Source organism: Halomonas koreensis (assembly GCF_031451675.1).
Taxonomy (GTDB): Bacteria; Pseudomonadota; Gammaproteobacteria; order Pseudomonadales; family Halomonadaceae; genus Halomonas; species Halomonas koreensis.
In genome coordinates this window covers 73813-91125 of the sequence record NZ_JARWAK010000010.1, presented here as the reverse complement: position 1 = coordinate 91125, position 17313 = coordinate 73813, and the positions used below count along the sequence as shown (strand labels likewise).

The following is a 17313-nucleotide window of genomic DNA, read 5'->3' as shown; positions in this document are numbered from 1 at the left end:
AGGGCCTCCTTCAGCGGGTCAGCTCGACCACGAAGTCGTAGTAGTCGGTGCGGCAGTAGGTGACGGTGAGCTCGGCGGCGGTGCCGTCGGCGAGATAGCCCAGGCGCGTGACCTCCAGCAGGGCCTGCCCCTCGGGCACCTCGGCCAGCCGCGCCAGCTCGGCATCGGCATTGACCGCGCTGACGTGTTGAAGGGCGCGGGCCAGCGGCCGGCCGGCGGCTTCCAGGGTGGCGTACAGCGAGGTCTCCACGCGCTCGGGCTCGGCCAGCACCGCCTCGGGCAGGCAGCTCTCCTCCACCGCCATCACCACCCCGTCGGCCAGGCGCAGGCGCTTGAGCCGGGCGACCCGGGCGTCGCCGGGCAGCCCCAGCCGCAGGCTCTCCTCGGCGGTGGGGGCGGACAGGCTCCGCGACAGCCAGCGCGAACTCGGGGTGAAGCCCCGGCCGGCGAGCATCTCGGTGAAGCTCGCCAACCGGGTCAGCGGCTGGTTGAGCCGCGGCGTGATGAAGGTGCCCGAGCCGCGGGTGCGGCGAATCAGCCCCCGCTCGGCGAGCCGGTCCAGGGCCTTGCGGGCGGTGATGCGCGAGACGTCCAGCGCCTCGGCCAGGGCGCGCTCCGAGGGCAGGGCCTCGCCGGCCAGCCAGGCCCCGGCCTCGATGGCCCGCTCCAGCGCGCCGGCCAGCTGATGGTAGAGGGGCGTCGGCAGGGCGGTGTCCAGGTGCAGCGCTTGCAGTCGGGAATCCATGGGCGGTCTCGTTCGGGCATCGTGACAATACCAATGTAGACCACCATTAATACCAATCAAATACCAATTGTCTTAGACCTTGGTGCAATTCCTGCCGCGGCGCCCGCCGACATGGCCGGCACCGACCAGGGCGCGATCGGCCCCCTGCCCGATTGGCGCGAGCTGGCGGAATCCGTATAGTGGCCCCCCTATCCCGCCAATCGATCGTGACCATGCTGCAGAACAACTCGGCGCTTGCTCAGCTCAAGCAACAGATCCGCGACAACACGCCCCGCGTCGAAGGGGTCATCAAGGCCACCGACCGTGGCTTCGGTTTCCTCGAGACCGACGACGGCGAGTCCTACTTCGTGCCGCCCCCCGCCATGAAGCAGGTGCTCCACGGCGACCGGGTCGAGGCCATCCTCCACGAGGAGGGCGAAAAGAAGTCCGTGGAGCCCGACACCCTGATCGAGACCGGCATGGCACGCTTCATCGCCCGGGTGCAGAAGCGCGACGGTCGCCTGGCGGTGGTCCCCGACCATCCCTCCGTGAACAATGCGCTCAAGGCGCGGATCAAGCGCAGCCTGGACGAGGCCAGCCTCGGCGACGGCGACTGGGTGGTGGCCCGCCTGGTACGCCACCCCCTCAAGCCGGAGGATCGCGGCTTCTTCACCCAGATCGACGAGCTGGTGGCCAAGACCGACGACCCGGCGGTGCCCTGGCGGGTGACCCTGGCGCGCCACGCCCTGGAGCAGGAATGCCCCGACGCCGGCGACGACTGGCCGCTGCGCGACGAGGGCCTCGAGCGCGAGGACCTGACCGCCGAGCCCTTCTTCACCATCGACGACGAGAAGACCCGGGACATGGACGACGCCCTGCGCGTCACCCCGAAGGCGGACGGCGGCTGGACCCTGACCGTGGCCATCGCCGATCCCACCGCCTACGTCGAGGAGGGCCACGCCGCCGACCTGGAGGCCCGCACCCGCGCCTTCACCGTCTACCTGCCGGGCCAGAACGTCACCATGCTGCCGGAGACCCTGGCCGACGACCTCTGCTCGCTGTGGGAAGACCGCGACCGCCCGGTGCTGGCCTGCGCGCTGGACATCGCCGCCGACGGCAGCCTGGGCGACTACCGCTTCTTCGCCGCCACCGCCCGCTCCCACGCCAAGCTGGCCTATGACCGGGTCTCCGACTGGCTCGAGGGCCAGGGCGACTGGGCGCCGGCCGAGGCCATCGCGCCCCAGCTCGAGGCCCTGCGGGACCTCACCGAGGCGCGCAGCGCCTGGCGGGCCGAACATGCGCTGGTGTTCAAGGACCGTCCGGACTACGTCTTCGACCTGGACGACGCCGGCAACGTCCTGGATATCCGCACCGAGCATCGCCGCATCGCCAACCGCATGATCGAGGAGTCGATGATCGCGGCCAACGCCTGCTGCGCCCACCTGCTCGCCGAGCACGTGGGCCACGGCATCTTCAACGTCCACCGCGCCTTCGAGCCGGAGAAGGCCGAGGCGGCCCAGGAATTCCTGGCCGGCCAGGAGATCCAGGTAGAGCTGGAGGCGCTCACCGAGCTGCCCCGCTACCGCGAGCTCAAGCGCGAGCTCGAGGGCCGTGAGGACGCCTGGCTGGACGCCCGCCTGCGCCGCTTCCAGGGCTTCACCAGCATGTCCGCCCGGCCCGGCCCGCACTTCGGCCTGGGGCTCGATGCCTACGCCACCTGGACCTCGCCGATCCGCAAGTACGGCGACATGGTCAACCATCGCCTGATCAAGCGGGTGCTCAAGGGCGAGCAGGCCCCGGCCGAGGCCAGCCTCGAGCTCACCGAGCAGCTCACCGAGCGCCGCCGGCTGAACCGCATGGCCGAACGCGACGTCAAGGACTGGCTCTACGTGCGCTACCTGAGCACCTCCGCCGAGGCCGGCGACGCCTTCGAGGCCGAGATCGTGGCCATCAACCGCGGCGGCATGCGCGTGCGGCTGACCGCCAACGGCGCCACCGCCTTCGTGCCGGCGCCGATGATGCACAGCGACCGCGACAAGGTGGTCATCGACGACAAGGAAGGCCGCATCCAGATCGAGGGCGAGGAGCGCTTCAAGCTCGGCGACGTCATCCGCGTGGCGCTGACCGAGGCCCGCGAGGAGACCCGCTCGCTGGTCGGCCGCCCGGCCGACTGAGCCCGCGACCATCGCTCGCGATGAGACGGCGGCCCTCGGGCCGCCGTCTTGCGTCTGGCGCCCTGCCGCGGTGTCGTCGAACTGTCGCAAAGCCCGGGTACCCTGTCGGCGAGCCATCGGCCCGGACGGGAGGGAGCCCTTGCACATCGCCGACGTCACCATGTTCCACGCCCCGGCCAGCGGCGGTGTGCGCACCTACCTCCAGGCCAAGCAGCGCAGCCTCGCCGCCCGCGCCGACCATCGCCACTCGCTGCTGGTGCCCGGCGCCGAGCGCGACAGCCTGGGCGAGATGCACACCCTGCCCGCCCGGCGCCTGCCGCTGGGCCAGGGCTATCGCTTCCCGCTGCGCCGCGAGCCCTGGCGGGACCGGCTGCTGGCGCTGTCCCCCGACCTGATCGAGGCCGGCGATCCCTATGTCACCGCCTGGGCGGCGCTGGAGGCCGGCCAGCGGCTGGGCGTGCCGGTGGTCGGCTTCTACCATTCCGACCTGCCGCGCCTGATGGGCGATCGCTTCGGTGCCGGGGTGCGCCGCCGCCTGCAGCGCTACGTGGCCGACCTCTACGCTCGCTTCGACAGCGTGCTGGCGCCCTGCCGGGCCATGGCCGAGCGCCTGGCGGACTGGGGCGTGCCGCGGGTCCGCGTCCAGCCGCTGGGCGTCGACCTGGCGACCTTCCACCCGGACCGCGCCGATCCCGCCTGGCGGGCCTCGCTGGGCCTTCCCGAGGACACCCGGCTGCTGGTGTTCGCCGGACGCAACTCCCGGGAGAAGCACATCGATGTGCTGCTGCGCACCCTGCAGCACCTGGGCCGGCCCTATCACCTGCTGCTGATGGGGCCGGGCATGCCCACCCGGGTGCCGGACAACGTCACCGTGATCGCACGCTACTGCGATCGCCGCGAGGTGGCCCGGGCGCTGGCCAGCGCCGACGCCATGCTGCACGCCGGCACCCGGGAGACCTTCGGCCTGGTGGCGCTGGAGGCCATGGCCTGCGGCCTGCCGGTGGTCGGTGCCCGGGCCGGGGCGCTGATCGAGAACGTGCCCCTGGGCGGCGGGCGCCTCTGCGCCCCCCGGGATGCCGCCGACATGGCGCGCGCCGTGGCCGAGCTGTTCCTTCACGACCCGGCCGGGAGCGGCCGCCACGCCCGCCGCCACGTGGCCCGCCGCTACCACTGGGACAGGGTGGTCGACGGCCTGCTGGACCACTACGCCACCCTGACGCCCGCCGGCGGCGCCCCCGCGATCGCCCGGCATGGCTAGCGACCGGCAAGGTCGGCGCGCCCCGGGGCGCGCGGGCTGGCTGGCCCTGGCGGTGGTGCTGGCGCTGGTCGTGCCGCTGCTGATCGGCGGCCGGGAGGCGCTGACGGCGCTGACCGGCTTTCCGCCGGCGTGGCTCGCGGCCATGCTCGCCATGGTGGGGCTGGGCTGGAACCTCAACGCGGCGCGCCTGCGCCTGCTGCTGGCCGGCCGCGCCGGGCGGCTCGGCCAGCGGCGTGCGCTGGGCCTGGTGATGGCCACCGAGTTCGCCACCTGCGCCACCCCCGGCGGCAGCGGCGGCCCGCCCACCCTGCTGGCCCTGCTGGCGCGCCACGGCCTGCGCCCGGCCCGGGCCTCGGCGGTCTTCACGATCGACCAGTGCTGCGACCTGGTGTTCTTCCTGGCCGCCCTGCTCGTGGTGGCACCGATCTCGCTGGCCGGGGCCATGGCCTGGCCATCCCCGGGCCTGCTGGGCGGCGCCATCGCCGGGCTGGCGCTGCTGCTGTCGGGCCTCGCCCTGGGGATCCGGCGCCTGCCGGCGCTGCTGCGCCGCCGGCGCGGCGGCCGGCGCGGGCGCCGCCTGGCCCGACGCCTGCTGCACTTCCGCCAGGCGCTGCTGGCCACCCTGGCCCTGCCCCGCCCCACCCTGGCGCTGGTCATGGCCTGCTGCGCCGGGCACTGGCTGCTGCGCTACAGCCTGCTCTACCTGGCGCTGGCCGGTCTCGGCGCCGAGGTCGACTGGGCCTGGACCTTCGTGGTGCAGATGCTGGCCATGGCCGCCGGCCAGCTCAGCCTGCTGCCCGGCGGCGCCGGGGCCGCGGAGCTCGGCACCGGGATGCTGCTGGTGCCCCTGGTCGGCCAGGCCACCGCCGGGGCGGCGATCGCCGTGTGGCGCCTGACCACCTACCACTGGTACCTGCTGGCCGGGGCCCCCGTGTTCCTCGCCCTGCTGGGCGCAAGGCGCGCCCCCGGCCGCTCGTAGCGGGGCGTCGATTATGGCATCGTAAATAAGCGAACTTACCAGGCACCCGAGGCGGCCGCGACGAAGCCGCCGACACACAAGGGAACCCTCCATGGCCCACCGCTGGGGACTGCGCGGCCAGTCCACCCTGACGCTGCTGATGGCCTGCCTGCTCGCCCTGATCCCGGCGCTGCTGATCGGCTGGCAGGCCCTGGACGACGTCCGCCATCACTTCGCGACCCGCTACGCCGAGCAGTACACCCTGCTGCACATGCAGCGCATCCTGGCCCCGGTGTCCCGGGAGCTGGCGCTGTCGCGGCGCTTCGCCGACTCGGTGGTGACCCGCGAGTGGCTGACCGCGCCGGACGACGCCGAGAAGCGCGATCGCTTCTTCCGCGAGGCCGAGGGCTTCCGCGACCAGTTCTCCGGCGATGCCTACTTCGTCATCGACCATGCCAGCGGCGACTACTACTACAACGGCGACGACGCGGAGCCGAGCCGTGGCGCCCGCTACCGGCTGACGACGGACGACCCGCAGGACGCCTGGTACTTCGACACCATGGACAGCGCCGCCAGCTACAACATCAACGTCAACGTCGACGCCAAGCTCGAGCTGGCCAAGGTCTGGTTCAACGTCAAGGTCACCGAGGACGGCCGTCCGCTGGGCCTGGCCGGGGGCGGCCTCGACCTGAGCCGCTTCCTGGATGACTTCCTGCGCGACGACACCCCCGGACTGACGCCGATGATCGTCGATCCCCGGGGCGCCATCCAGGCCCACCCGGACCGCCGACGGGTGGCGCTCAGCTCCGGCGCGCGGGAGGCCCTGGCCGGCGACGCCCCGCGGCTCCAGGCGATGCTCGACGATGCGGCCCAGCGGGCGCGACTCGGCGATGCCATGCTCGAGGCACGGCGGCGCCCCGGGGAGGTCGAGACCCTGGAGGTCAGCCTGGAGGGCCAGCCCCGCCTGCTCGCCGTGGGCTATATCCCCGAGCTGCAGTGGCTGCTGGTCTCGACCCTGGACCTGGAGAGCGCCCCGGTGCTGGATGGGCGCTGGCTGTGGCCGTTGGTCGGTGGCCTGGCCCTGATCCTGGCGGTCCTGATGGCCGGCGCCGCCTACGGCATCGACCACTTCATCCTCGGGCCGCTACGCCGCCTCCAGCTGTCGGCCCGGGCCATCGCCGACGGCGACTACGCCAGCCGCCTGCCCACCGATCGCGGCGACGAGATCGGCGAGCTGTCACGGGCCTTCGCCCACATGGCGCGCCAGGTGGAGCGCCACACCCAGGAGCTCGAGGACAAGGTCCGCCACCGCACCCGGGCCCTGGAGGCCACCAATGCCGAGATGGCCGCCGCCCGGCGCCAGATCGACGCCTCCCTGGAATACGCCAGCATCATCCAGCGCGCCATCCTCCCGAGCCGCCAGCTCCAGGCCCACCTCGCCGACCATCACGCCGTGCTGTGGCGACCCCGGGACCAGGTGGGCGGCGACTTCTACGTCTTCCGCGCCACCGAGGCCGGCTACCTGATGGGCGTGATCGACTGCGCCGGCCACGGCGTGCCGGGATCGCTGATGACCATGCTGGCCCGGGCGATCATCGACCACGCCATCCTCAAGGTGGGCGCCGACGACCCGGCGGCGATCCTCAACGAGACCGACCGCCAGAACCGCGAGACCCTGCACCGCGAGAGCCTGCCCGCCTCCATCGCCACCAACATGGACGTGGGCCTGGTGTGGGTGGCCCACGGCGCCGAGCGGCTGACCTTCGCCGGGGCCAAGATGTCGCTGTACGCCAGCGACGGCGAGCGCCTGGAGGTACAGCCCGGCGGCAAGCGCGCCCTGGGCCAGAAGCGCGCCATGACCTACGAGAACCATGCCGTGCCCCTGCATCGCGGCTGGACCTACTCGCTGTGCTCCGACGGCTTCCTCGACCAGGCCGGCGGCGAGCACGGCTTCGGCTTCGGCAACAGCCGCTTCGAGGCCATGCTGCGCCGCCACGCCACCGCGCCGTTGCCCGAGCAGATCGCCGCCTTCGAGGCCGAGCTCGATGCCTATCGCGGCGACCATCCGCAGCGCGACGACATCACCCTGCTATGCTTTCGTTTCGACGCCGCGCCCCAGGCTCGGGGCCCGAGTGTCGACGCGGCCGCATCCACCTGACCCGGAGACGCCATGGATCTGCTGACCCTGCGTGACACCTACCTCCAGCAGCGCATCATGCTGTGCTTCAACGGCCCGATCTCGCGCAGCCTGATCGAGGAGATCGGGCACGCCCTGCGCAACTACCTGAACAGCCAGTCCGCCGCGCCCTCCGCGGCGATGGACGTCTTCGCGGTCTATATCGAGATGACCCAGAACATCCGCCACTACGCCCGCGCCCGGGGCTACAGCGAGGAGGACGCCACCGCCACCCTCGCCGTGGCGCGGGACGCGGAGGATCGCTACCTGGTGTCGGCCGGCAACCTGGTCGAGGAAACCGACGGACGCCCCCTGGTGGAGGCGGTGGAACACCTGGCGACCCTGGATGCCGCCGAGCTCAAGCGCGCCTACAAGCAGCAGCTGCGCCGCCCCCGGGACGAGGCCGCGCCCACCGGCGCCGGCCTGGGGCTTATCGACATGGCCCGCAAGTCGTCCCGCCCCCTCCAGGCCAGGCTGCAGCCGTTGTCATGCGGCCGAAGCCTCTTTAGCCTGACAGCCACTATCTGAACGGTCACCCGCCATGAGCCACGATCTGAACCTTCCCGGCAGCGTCTCCACCCCGGCCATCCAGAGCGACTGGCAGGCCGGCCGCCTGTCCATGCAGGGCGACTCCTATCCCGAGAACTCCTTCGACCTCTTCGACCAGGTGATCGACTGGGTCGAGGCCTTTCTGGCGCGGGAATCGCGCCCCCTGACCCTGGCCCTGGAGCTGGTCTACCTCAACACCAGCTCGGTCAAGGCGATGATGGACATCTTCGACCTGCTGGAGGACGCCCACGAGGACAGGCGCGCGGTGGAGGTCGTCTGGCACTACGACCCCCGCAACGAGCGCATCGCCGAGCTGGCGGAGGAGTTCAAGGAGGACTGCTCCTACCCCTTCGCCATCACGCCGCTCGAGGTACCGGCATGAGCACGCGGGAACGGGCCCTGCTCGAGGAGGTGGCGGCGCTGCTCGAGGCACCCGCCCACCGCGACCATCCCCTGCATGCGGCCCTGGAACGGCTCTACCATCACCACCTGGAGCAGCGCGACCGCCTGGAGCGCATGATCAACATCGCCGACGGCTTCCAGCAGAGCGCCCAGCAGGATCTCCACGCGACCCGCCACCAGCTGGAGCGTCAGCGACGCCGCCAGCGCAAGCTGTCGCGCATCGCCGACCGCTTCCAGGACCTGCTCCACGAGCGCAACCAGGAGCTGGCGGACGCCTCGACCCAGGATCCCTTGACCGGCCTGGCCAACCGCCGGTGCCTCGACGACCACCTGGCCTCGCTGGCCGCCGGCGCCGCGCGCCATGGGCGCCCCCTCAGCCTGGCGATGATCGACATCGACCACTTCAAGGTCATCAACGATCGCCACGGCCACGTCGCCGGCGATCGCGCCCTGGTCGCCCTGGCCGAGAGCCTGCGGGACGGGCTGCGCGAGGGCGACCTGTGCGGGCGCTGGGGCGGCGAGGAGTTCCTGCTGGTGCTGCCGGAGACCCGGCTCGACCAGGCGAAGGTCCTGGTGGCCCGCCTCGGCGACCGGCTGCGGGCCCTGGACCTGGCGCTGGAGGATCAGGGGCGCCCGACCAGCGTCACCGCCAGCATCGGCCTGGCCGAGTACCGGCCCGACGAGGACTACCGCGCGACCATCCATCGCGCCGACCAGGCGCTGCTGGCGGCCAAGCGCGAGGGCCGGGATCGCACCCGCTGTGACGCCGGCTGATCCGGGTACCATCCTCCAGACGCAAAAAAGGGCACCCGAGGGTGCCCTTTGCGCGTGCCGGAAGGCGGCGTCGGCTTACCAGCCGGCGGCCTCCTTCAGGGCATCGCCGATCTCGGCCAGGGAGCGCACGGTCTTGACGCCCGCCGACTCCAGGGCGGCGAACTTCTCGTCCGCGGTGCCCTTGCCGCCGGCGATGATGGCGCCGGCATGGCCCATGCGCTTGCCGGGAGGCGCGGTGACGCCGGCGATGTAGGACACCACCGGCTTGGAGACGTGCTCCTTGATGTAGGCCGCGGCCTCTTCCTCGGCGGTGCCGCCGATCTCGCCGATCATCACGATGGCCTCGGTCGCCGGGTCCTGCTCGAACTGCGCGAGGATGTCGATGAAGGTCGAGCCCGGGATGGGATCGCCGCCGATGCCCACGCAGGTGGACTGGCCGAAGCCGTGATCGGTGGTCTGCTTGACCGCCTCATAGGTCAGGGTGCCGGAACGCGAGACGATGCCGACCTTGCCCGCCTTGTGGATGTGGCCCGGCATGATGCCGATCTTGCACTCGTCCGGGGTGATCACGCCCGGGCAGTTCGGGCCGATCAGGCGCACGCCCAGCTCGTCGCACTTGACCTTGACGTCGAGCATGTCGAGGGTCGGGATGCCCTCGGTGATGCACACGATCAGCTTGATGCCGGCGTTGGCGGCCTCGAGGATGGAGTCCTTGCAGAACGGGGCCGGCACGTAGATCACGCTGGCCTCGGCGCCGGTCTGCTCCACCGCTTCCTTGACGGTGTTGAACACCGGCAGGCCCAGGTGCTCCTGGCCGCCCTTGCCCGGGGTCACGCCGCCGACCATCCGGGTGCCGTAGGCGATCGCCTGCTCGGAGTGGAAGGTCCCCTGGCCGCCGGTGAAGCCCTGGCAGATGACCTTGGTGTTCTTGTCGATCAGGATGCTCATTACTTGCCCTCCGCTGCCTTGACGACCTGCTGAGCCGCGTCGGTGAGGCTCTTGGCAGCGATGATGTTGAGACCGCTGGAGGCCAGCTTCTCGGCACCCAGCTCGGCGTTGTTGCCCTCGAGACGCACCACCACCGGCACGTTGACGCCGACCTGCTCGACGGCCCCGATGATGCCCTCGGCGATCATGTCGCAACGCACGATGCCGCCGAAGATGTTGACCAGCACCGCCTTCACGGAATCATCGGAGAGGATGATCTTGAAGGCCTCGGCCACGCGCTCCTTGGTGGCGCCGCCGCCGACGTCCAGGAAGTTGGCCGGCTGGCCACCGTGGAGCTTGATGATGTCCATGGTGCCCATGGCCAGGCCGGCGCCGTTGACCATGCAGCCGATGTTGCCGTCCAGGGCCACGTAGTTGAGGTCCCAGGCCGCGGCCTCGGCCTCGCGCGGATCCTCCTGGGAGGGGTCGCGCATGGCCTGCAGGTCCGGGTGACGGTAGAGGGCGTTGCCGTCCAGGTTGACCTTGGCGTCCAGGCAGTGGAGGTTGCCTTCCTCGGTGATCACCAGCGGGTTGATCTCGAGCAGGGCCAGGTCCTTGTCGTGGAACAGCTTGGACAGGCCCAGGAAGATCTTGGTGAACTGCTTGACCTGGTCGCCGGTCAGGCCCAGCTGGAAGGCCAGCTCGCGAGCCTGGTACGGCTGGGCGCCGACCAGCGGATCGATCTCGGCCTTGAGGATCTTCTCCGGGGTCTCCTCGGCGACCTTCTCGATCTCGACGCCGCCCTCGGTGGAGGCCATGAAGACCACGCGACGGGTACCGCGATCGACCACGGCGCCGAGATAGAGCTCGCTGGCGATATCGGTGCAGTTCTCGACCAGGATCTTGGCGACCGGCTGACCGTTCTCGTCGGTCTGGAAGGTCACCAGGTTCTGGCCCAGCCACTGCTCGGCGAAGGCCTTGGCCTCCTCCGGGCTCTTGACCAGCTTGACGCCGCCGGCCTTGCCGCGGCCGCCGGCATGGACCTGGGCCTTGACCACCCACATCTCGCCGCCGATCTTCTTGCAGGCCTCGGCCGCTTCCTCGGGGGTGTCGACGGCGAAGCCCTTGGAGACGGGCAGACCATAGTCGGCAAACAGCTGTTTGCTCTGATACTCGTGAAGGTTCATCGATTCATGCCATTGGTTGCATGTGACTCGAACGGTGGTCGCCGGGCGCCGGAGCGGCGCGCCGGCGGCCACCACCGCCCCCTTCCGATGCGTCGCCGGAAGGGACGCGCCGCCCGCGGGCGGCGCTCTTGTTGTCCTACTTGCGCTTCTTGCGGTTGGCCATATGGATGGCGTGCCCTTCCACGGCCAGGGCCGCTTCGTGGACCGCCTCCGACATGGTCGGGTGCGCATAGCACGTCAGGGCCAGATCCTCGGCGCTGGAGCCGAACTCCATGGCGATGACCCCCTGGGCGATCATCTCGCCGGCGTGCTGACCGACGATGTGCATGCCCAGGACACGATCGGTCTCGGCATCGGTGATCACCTTGGCCTGGCCCTCGGTGGCGTTGTTGGCCATGGCGCGGCCGCTGGCCGCGAACGGGAAGGCCCCGGTCTTGACCTCGATGCCCTGAGCCTTGGCGTCCTGCTCGGTCATGCCGACCCAGGCCACCTCCGGGAAGGTATAGATGACGCTAGGAATGGCATCGTAGTTCATCTCGGCCTTATGGCCGGCGATGATGTCGGCGACCATGATGCCTTCCTCGGAGGCCTTGTGAGCCAGCATCGGGCCGCGCACGCAGTCGCCGATGGCGTAGACGCCCGGCACGCTGGTGCGGCACTGGTCGTCGACGTGGATGAAGCCGCGCTCGTCCAGGTCGACGCCCACGCCCTCGCCGATCACGCCCTTGGTGTAGGGCTTGCGACCCACGCAGACGATCAGCTTGTCGAAGGTGATCTCCTGATCGCCCTTGGCATCGGCGTACTTGACCACCACTTCCTTGCCCTTGACCTCGGAACCGGTGACCCGGGCGCCCAGGCGGATGTCCAGGCCCTGCTTCTTGAGCAGCTTCTGGGTCTCCTTGGCGATGGCGCCGTCGACCATCGGCAGGAAGTCGTCCATGGCCTCGAGGACGGTGACCTCGGAGCCCAGGCGGTTCCACACGCTGCCCAGCTCCAGGCCGATGACGCCGGCGCCGATCACGCCCAGGCGCTTGGGCACTTCCTGGAACTCCAGGGCGCCGGTGGAATCGACGATCAGGTCGTCGGTCAGCGGGGTCGGCGGGATCTCCACCGGCACGGAGCCGGCGGCGACGACGATGTTGTCGGCCTCATAGGTGGCGCTGTTGCCGTCCTTGTCGGTGACCTCGACCTGCTTGCTGCCGGTCACCTTGCCGGTCCCCTCCAGGGCGGTCACGCCATTGGCCTTGAACAGGCCGGCGATGCCGCCGGTGAGGTTCTTCACGATGGTGTCCTTGCGGGCCATCATCTTGGCGACGTCCATCTTGACGTCACCGGCCTCGATGCCCATGTCGTCGAAGTCGTCCCGCGCCTCGACGAACTTGTGGGAGGCTTCCAGCAGGGCCTTGGACGGGATGCAGCCCACGTTCAGGCAGGTCCCGCCGTGCACCACCTTGCCTTCCTTGCCGATCCACTTCTCGACACAGGCGGTCTTCAGGCCCAGCTGGGCGGCGCGGATGGCGGCGACGTAGCCGCCGGGGCCCGCACCGATGACGATGACATCAAACTTGTCGGCCATGTTGGCTCCTTGCGTTGTGTTGCGCTGAATCTGGGGTGCCCCGCGGATCAGATGTCCAGCAGCAGGCGGGCCGGATCCTCGAGCAGCTCCTTGATGGTGACCAGGAACTGCACCGCGTCCTTGCCGTCGATCATGCGGTGATCGTAGGACAGGGCGAGGTACATCATCGGACGGATCTCGACCTTGCCGTTGACCGCCATGGGACGCTCCTGGATCTTGTGCATGCCCAGAATGGCGGTCTGCGGCGGGTTGAGGATCGGCGTGGACATCAGCGAGCCGAAGATCCCGCCGTTGGTGATGGTGAAGGTGCCGCCCTGCATCTCGTCGATGCCGAGCTTGCCGTCGCGGGCGCGCTTGCCGAAGTCGACGATGCCCTTCTCGACGTCGGCGATCTTCATGCTGTCGGTGTCGCGCAGCACCGGCACCACCAGGCCGCGATCGGTGGACACGGCCACGCCGATGTCCTGGTAGCCGTGGTAGACGATATCGGTGCCGTCGATGGAGGCGTTGACGTCCGGGAAGCGCTTGAGCGCCTCGGAGGCGGCCTTGACGAAGAAGCCCATGAAGCCGAGCTTGGTGTCGTGCGCCTTGAGGAAGGTGTCCTTGTACTGGGCCCGCAGGTCCATGACCGCCCCCATGTCCACCTCGTTGTAGGTGGTCAGCATGGCGGCGGTCTGCTGGGCCTCGACCAGGCGCTTGGCGATGGTCTGGCGCAGGCGGCTCATCGGCACGCGCTTCTCCGGACGCTCGCCCTCGACGGCCGGCGCCGGGGCCGCGGCGGCCTTGGCGCCGCCGCCGGCGGGCTTGGCGGCCTTCTTGGCGCTGCCGTCCTTGATCGCCTTCTGCACGTCCTCCTTGAGGACGCGGCCGCCCTTGCCGGTGCCCTGGAGCTTGGCGACGTCGAGGTCGTGCTCGGCGACCAGCTTGCGCGCCGCCGGGGCGAGGATCTTGTCGCCGACCTGCTCGTCGCTGGCGCCGTCGTCGGCGGACGCCGCGGCCTTGCCCTCGCCGGCGGCCGGGGCGGACTCGCCGCCCGCGCCCTCGGCGAACACCGCGAGCACCTGCTCGGAGGCCACCTGGCTGCCCTCCTCGGCCTTGATCTCGACGAGCGCGCCGTCGGCCGGGGCCACCACCTCGAGCACCACCTTGTCGGTCTCGATCTCGGCCAGCACCTCGTCGCGCTTGGCGGCCTCGCCGACCTGCTTGGCCCAGCTGGCCACGGTGCCTTCCTGGACGGACTCGGGGAAGGTCGGCGCCTTCACCTCGTGCTGCGCCCCGCCGGCCGCCGGCTTGGCCTCCGGCTCGGCCTTCGGCGCCGCGGCCTCGCCCTTCTCGCCGCCGCTGGCGGCGCCTTCGCCGAGGCGGCCCAGGACCTGCTCGGACTGCACGGTATCGCCTTCTTCCGCCAGCACCTCGGACAGGGTGCCGGCCTCGGGTGCCACGACCTCGAGCACCACCTTGTCGGTCTCGATCTCGACGATCAGTTCGTCACGCTCGACGCTGTCGCCCGGCTGCTTGTGCCAGGCGGCCACGCTGCCCTCGGCAACGGATTCCGGAAAGGTGGGTGCCTTGATCTCGGTAGCCATGTCGTATCCCTTGTGTGTTCTCTCTCGTCCCGGTGGGCGGCCTCAGAGGTTGAAGGCGTCTTCCACCAGCTGGCGCTGCTGTTCGGTGTGCACGGACATGTAGCCCGCGGCGGGGGCCGCCGAGGCCGGGCGACCGGCGAACTTGAGCTTGCCGCCCAGGCCCGTCCGGAGACGCTCGGCCACGGCCCGCATGTGGTGCTGGCTGGGGTACCAGGCGCCCTGGTTGAGCGGCTCTTCCTGGCACCACACCACCTCGCTGGCGTTGGTGTAGGCCTGGATCGCCTCGAAGAGCTCTTCCTCCGGGAAGGGGTAGAGCTGCTCGAGACGCAGGATGGCCACGTCGTCCCGGGCGTTCTCCTCGCGCCAGTTGGCCAGGTCGTAGTAGACCTTGCCGGCACACAGGATGATGCGCTCGACCTTGTCGGCGTCGCGCTCGCCCTGGTCGGGCAGCACCATCTGGAAGCGCCCGTTGGCCAGCTCGTCGAGGCTGGAGGTGGCTTCCTTGTGGCGCAGCAGGCTCTTCGGCGACATCACCACCAACGGCTTGCGAAGCTTGCGGATCACCTGGCGACGCAGCAGATGGAAGATCTGCGCCGGGGTGGTGGGCACGCAGACCTGCATGTTGTGCTCGGCGCACAGCTGCAGGAAGCGTTCCAGGCGCGCCGAGGAGTGCTCGGGGCCCTGGCCTTCGTAGCCGTGGGGCAGCAGCATGGTCAGGCCGCACAGCCGCTCCCACTTGGTCTCGCCGGAGGAGATGAACTGGTCGACCACCACCTGGGCGCCGTTGAAGAAGTCGCCGAACTGCGCCTCCCAGATCACCAGGTCGTTGGGCGCCGTGGTCGCGTAGCCATACTCGAAGGCCAGCACGGCCTCCTCCGAGAGGAAGGAGTCGTGGATGGTGAAGCGCGGCTGGCCGTCGCTCAGGTGCTGCAGCGGCACATAGGTGCTGCCGTCCTTCTGGTTGTGCACCACCGCATGGCGGTGGGAGAAGGTCCCCCGGCCGCAGTCCTGGCCGGTCAGGCGCACCGGGTGGCCCTGGTCGAGCAGGGTGGCGTAGGCCAGGGTCTCGGCGAAGCCCCAGTTGCAGGCCATGCCGCCGGCCTGCATCTTGCGCCGGTCGTCGTAGATCTTGGCCACCTGGCGCTGCACGGCGATGCCGTCGGGCACCTCGCACATCCGCGCCGCCAGGTGCTGCAGGCGCTTCATGTCGAAGCTGGTGTCGGTGTGGCCGCTCCACTCGTGGCCGAGGTAGGGCTTCCAGTTGACGAACAGCGCCGTGTTGGGCTTCTGCACCAGGGCGTTGGCGACGTGGTTGCCGGCCACCAGGTCGTCCCGGTACTTCTCCATCATCGCCTTGGCCTCGTCGTCGGTCAGCAGGCCCTGCTTGACCAGCCGCTCGACGTAGCGGGTCCGCGAGGAGGCGTGGGTCTTGATCTTGCTGTACATCATCGGCTGGGTGCCGGAGGGCTCGTCGGCCTCGTTGTGGCCGCGGCGGCGGTAGCACACCAGGTCGATGACCACGTCCTTCTTGAACTGCTGGCGGTAGTCCAGCGCCACCTGGGTGGCATGCAGCACGGCGTCGGGGTCATCGCCGTTGACGTGGAAGATCGGCGCCTGGACCATCTTGGCGATGTCGGTGCAGTACTCGGTGGAGCGCGAGTCTTCCGGGTGGGAGGTGGTGAAGCCCACCTGGTTGTTGATCACGATGTGCACCGTGCCCCCGGTCCGGTAGGCCCGGGTCTGGGACATCTGGAAGGTCTCCATGACCACGCCCTGGCCGGCGAAGGCCGCGTCGCCGTGGACGTTGATCGGCAGCACCTTGCCGCCGTCGGCGTCGTCACGGCGATCCTGGCGGGCGCGCACCGAGCCCTCGACCACCGGGGCGACGATCTCCAGGTGGGAGGGGTTGAACGACAGCGCCAGGTGGACCTCCCCGCCGGGGGTCATGACGTTGGAACTGAAGCCCTGGTGGTACTTGACGTCGCCGGAGCCCCGCTCGACCACCTTCTTGCCGTCGAACTCGTCGATCAGCTCGGAAGGGTTCTTGCCGAGGATGTTGACCAGCACGTTGAGGCGGCCGCGGTGGGCCATGCCGATCACCACTTCCTTGGTGCCGTAGCTGCCGGAGCGCTGGATCAGCTCGTCCATCATGGGGATGAAGGACTCGCCGCCCTCCAGGCCGAAGCGCTTGGTGCCCGGGTACTTGGAGGCCAGGTAGCTCTCCAGCCCCTCGGCGGCGGTGAGCCGCTCGAGCACGTGCTTGCGGACGCCATCGCTGAACTTCGGCGCCGAGCGCACCGACTCGAAGCGCTGCTGCAGCCAGCGCTTCTCCTCGGTATCGACGATGTGCATGATCTCGCAGCCGATGCTGCGGCAGTAGGTCTGCTCCAGGGCCTCGACGATGTCCTTCAGCGGCGCCTTGTCGGCCCCCATGAAGAAGGAGCCGGTCTGGAACTCGGTGTCCAGGTCGGCCTTCGACAGCTGGTGGAAGGACAGGTCGAGGTCGGGCACCGGCTTGGGGTCGCGCAGATCGAGGGGATCGATGTCGGCCTTCTGGTGCCCGCGGAAGCGGTAGGCGTTGATCAGCTGGAGCACCTTGACCTGCTTGCGGTTGCCGTCGCTCTCGGCGGCGGGCGCGGTCAGGGCGCTGCGGCGCTGGCGGCCCAGCTGGTAGAACTGTTCACGGGTCGGGGCAAGCGGAACGTCGCGGGTGGCGCTGCCGTCGGGTCTCGGCAGTTGGTCGAAGTACTGGCGCCATTCGTCGGGAACGGCGGAGGGATCATCGAGGTACTGCTCGTAGAGCGCTTCCACATAGTGGACATTACTGCCACTGACGTGGGAGGAGCGCCACATCAACTCCATTATGCCTTGTTGCATCTCTCGGTCACCCTGCACTGATGGGGTGGTAGCTGTCGTCACGGCTCACCCGTGGCGACATCGTCGGTGGCCTGCCGGCGGGCGGACACCGGTATTCGATGGTCAAAAGCCGGTGCACGAGGCACCGGCTTCGACGTCTCACCGG

Annotated in this window: 13 protein-coding genes; 7 read left to right on the top strand and 6 right to left on the bottom strand. The window is 70.0% G+C overall.

Going from position 1 to position 17313, the window contains the following annotated elements; genetic code table 11:
- Positions 1-10: 10 nt before the first annotated feature.
- A complete protein-coding gene (locus QC818_RS12305; protein ID WP_309653162.1) occupies positions 11-745 on the bottom strand; it encodes a GntR family transcriptional regulator in 735 nt (244 codons plus the stop codon).
- A gap of 212 nt (positions 746-957) precedes the next feature.
- On the opposite strand from QC818_RS12305, the gene QC818_RS12300 reads away from it, so the two are divergent.
- From QC818_RS12300 to siaD, 7 genes are all read left to right on the top strand, one after another.
- Positions 958-2898 (top strand): exoribonuclease II, encoded by a 1941-nt coding sequence (locus tag QC818_RS12300; protein WP_309653161.1) that lies wholly within the window; start codon positions 958-960, stop codon positions 2896-2898.
- Positions 2899-3037: 139 nt separating this feature from the next.
- Positions 3038-4156, top strand: a complete 1119-nt coding sequence (locus tag QC818_RS12295) for a glycosyltransferase family 4 protein (RefSeq protein WP_309653160.1) — start codon at positions 3038-3040, stop codon at positions 4154-4156.
- Positions 4149-5135, top strand: coding sequence for a lysylphosphatidylglycerol synthase transmembrane domain-containing protein (locus tag QC818_RS12290; RefSeq protein WP_309653159.1), 987 nt, complete (start codon positions 4149-4151; stop codon positions 5133-5135). Before QC818_RS12295 ends, QC818_RS12290 begins: the two co-directional genes overlap by 8 nt.
- Before the next feature lie 91 nt (positions 5136-5226).
- A complete protein-coding gene (gene siaA, locus QC818_RS12285) occupies positions 5227-7272 on the top strand; it encodes a biofilm regulation protein phosphatase SiaA (protein WP_309653158.1) in 2046 nt (681 codons plus the stop codon).
- Between the two features lie 12 nt (positions 7273-7284).
- Positions 7285-7818, top strand: coding sequence for a biofilm regulation protein kinase SiaB (siaB, locus tag QC818_RS12280; RefSeq protein WP_309653157.1), 534 nt, complete (start codon positions 7285-7287; stop codon positions 7816-7818).
- Positions 7819-7831: 13 nt separating this feature from the next.
- Positions 7832-8221, top strand: coding sequence for a biofilm regulation phosphoprotein SiaC (siaC, locus tag QC818_RS12275; protein WP_309653156.1), 390 nt, complete (start codon positions 7832-7834; stop codon positions 8219-8221).
- A complete protein-coding gene (gene siaD, locus QC818_RS12270) occupies positions 8218-9015 on the top strand; it encodes a biofilm regulation diguanylate cyclase SiaD (RefSeq protein ID WP_309653155.1) in 798 nt (265 codons plus the stop codon). The genes siaC and siaD overlap by 4 nt, the downstream gene beginning before the upstream one ends.
- A 75-nt stretch (positions 9016-9090) precedes the next feature.
- Here the strand turns inward: siaD and sucD are convergent, their stop codons facing one another.
- The 5 genes from sucD to QC818_RS12245 all read right to left on the bottom strand — a co-directional run bounded on the left by sucD (position 9091) and on the right by QC818_RS12245 (position 17168).
- Complete coding sequence (gene sucD, locus QC818_RS12265) at positions 9091-9963, bottom strand: succinate--CoA ligase subunit alpha (RefSeq protein ID WP_309653154.1); 873 nt, start codon at positions 9961-9963, stop codon at positions 9091-9093.
- Positions 9963-11129 carry an ADP-forming succinate--CoA ligase subunit beta gene (gene sucC, locus QC818_RS12260; protein WP_309653153.1) on the bottom strand — a complete coding sequence of 389 codons (1167 nt, stop codon included), beginning with the start codon at positions 11127-11129 and terminating at the stop codon, positions 9963-9965. The genes sucD and sucC overlap by 1 nt, the downstream gene beginning before the upstream one ends.
- Positions 11130-11265: 136 nt before the next feature.
- The gene (gene lpdA / locus QC818_RS12255) at positions 11266-12705 is read right to left on the bottom strand and encodes a dihydrolipoyl dehydrogenase (protein ID WP_309653152.1); all 1440 of its coding nucleotides are present in this window, start codon (positions 12703-12705) and stop codon (positions 11266-11268) included.
- A 47-nt stretch (positions 12706-12752) separates the two neighbouring features.
- On the bottom strand, positions 12753-14291 hold the full coding sequence (gene odhB, locus QC818_RS12250; protein ID WP_309653151.1) for a 2-oxoglutarate dehydrogenase complex dihydrolipoyllysine-residue succinyltransferase: 1539 nt from the start codon (positions 14289-14291) through the stop codon (positions 12753-12755).
- A gap of 42 nt (positions 14292-14333) precedes the next feature.
- Positions 14334-17168, bottom strand: a complete 2835-nt coding sequence (locus tag QC818_RS12245) for a 2-oxoglutarate dehydrogenase E1 component (RefSeq protein WP_309653150.1) — start codon at positions 17166-17168, stop codon at positions 14334-14336.
- Positions 17169-17313: the final 145 nt, after the last annotated feature.

Coding starts and splice junctions, on each gene's coding strand:
- QC818_RS12305 (WP_309653162.1), bottom strand. CDS start 745: ATGGATTCCCGACTGCAAGCGCTGCACCTGGACACCGCCCTGCCGACG.
- QC818_RS12300 (WP_309653161.1), top strand. CDS start 958: ATGCTGCAGAACAACTCGGCGCTTGCTCAGCTCAAGCAACAGATCCGC.
- QC818_RS12290 (WP_309653159.1), top strand. CDS start 4,149: ATGGCTAGCGACCGGCAAGGTCGGCGCGCCCCGGGGCGCGCGGGCTGG.
- siaA (WP_309653158.1), top strand. CDS start 5,227: ATGGCCCACCGCTGGGGACTGCGCGGCCAGTCCACCCTGACGCTGCTG.
- siaB (WP_309653157.1), top strand. CDS start 7,285: ATGGATCTGCTGACCCTGCGTGACACCTACCTCCAGCAGCGCATCATG.
- siaC (WP_309653156.1), top strand. CDS start 7,832: ATGAGCCACGATCTGAACCTTCCCGGCAGCGTCTCCACCCCGGCCATC.
- siaD (WP_309653155.1), top strand. CDS start 8,218: ATGAGCACGCGGGAACGGGCCCTGCTCGAGGAGGTGGCGGCGCTGCTC.
- sucD (WP_309653154.1), bottom strand. CDS start 9,963: ATGAGCATCCTGATCGACAAGAACACCAAGGTCATCTGCCAGGGCTTC.
- sucC (WP_309653153.1), bottom strand. CDS start 11,129: ATGAACCTTCACGAGTATCAGAGCAAACAGCTGTTTGCCGACTATGGT.
- lpdA (WP_309653152.1), bottom strand. CDS start 12,705: ATGGCCGACAAGTTTGATGTCATCGTCATCGGTGCGGGCCCCGGCGGC.
- odhB (WP_309653151.1), bottom strand. CDS start 14,291: ATGGCTACCGAGATCAAGGCACCCACCTTTCCGGAATCCGTTGCCGAG.
- QC818_RS12245 (WP_309653150.1), bottom strand. CDS start 17,168: ATGCAACAAGGCATAATGGAGTTGATGTGGCGCTCCTCCCACGTCAGT.